General features: G+C 54.6%; 2 protein-coding genes. Both read right to left on the bottom strand.

The annotated features are described in order from the left end of the window. Positions 1–15: 15 nt before the first annotated feature. The gene (locus AC4PR2_RS29340) at positions 16–228 is read right to left on the bottom strand and encodes a hypothetical protein (protein ID WP_180547205.1); all 213 of its coding nucleotides are present in this window, start codon (positions 226–228) and stop codon (positions 16–18) included. Between the two features lie 96 nt (positions 229–324). Then, positions 325–757, bottom strand: a 433-nt coding sequence (locus AC4PR2_RS29335; RefSeq protein WP_492176106.1) for a hypothetical protein, incomplete at its 5' end; no start/stop codon positions are given.

Here is a 757-nt window from a genome sequence, read left to right as displayed (position 1 = left end):
CCGAGAATATTCATTTCAGACTACCTCGCGCTGGAAATGGGCTTTGACCGCCTCGACAACCGAGTCGGGGCAGGGGCGGGAATATCCTTTCTCTGGCGAAGCCAGCCAGCCTCGCACAGCCCTCATGCTGACGGGTTTTAACGTCTCACGACATACAATCCTCGCAACATCTCGCATGTTGAGCGTGTGTTGCTCCATCAGGTGTTTCAGTTCTTCTTGTGCCGTCATGGGGTTTGCTCCTGTAGATGGCATCCGTTCCCGGAGGCCTGTGAAATAGCGCTTGTACTGCGCCATCCGCTTGTCTATGTAAATATCTCCAGTTGATTACACACGTTCCAAACCGCGCTGCAGCAGGTAGTCCTCTTCCCTCACCCATACCAACAGTTCGCGGGGCGTCAGTTCGCCTGCCTGATCGTACTCCAGTAACATCTGGTGCCACTCCGGCATTTGGGGAACGTAGTTCGCCAGCAAGACCAAAATTTTTCGCCAGAGATAGGCTTGCACCCCCTGGGCCAGAAGCGCCCATACGGCAAATGCGCACAAAAGGATCAGGCAGCCATTTATCAGTACGGTGGAGTCAGTCAGGCGCTGCATCTCCTGGAGGGACGTCACACTCGCAATCAGCTTCAGACAAACAAAGGTCAGGTAGACCAACGCGGCCAAAGTGGCGACGATGAGCGACCTTTTATTGAACTTTACGAAGCGCGCATATTGCCGGCCAAGCCGTCCGATTTGGTTCAGCCTGTTACGCTGCTCA

The sequence above is a fragment of the Serratia sp. A07 genome, assembly GCF_058725505.1.
Note: the sequence above shows the minus strand (reverse complement) of the source record. Positions and strands in the feature narration are given on the sequence as shown.

What these genes read in the sequence shown, in the direction of transcription:
- AC4PR2_RS29340 (WP_180547205.1), bottom strand. Translation starts at nt 228, where the DNA reads ATGACGGCACAAGAAGAACTGAAACACCTGATGGAGCAACACACGCTC.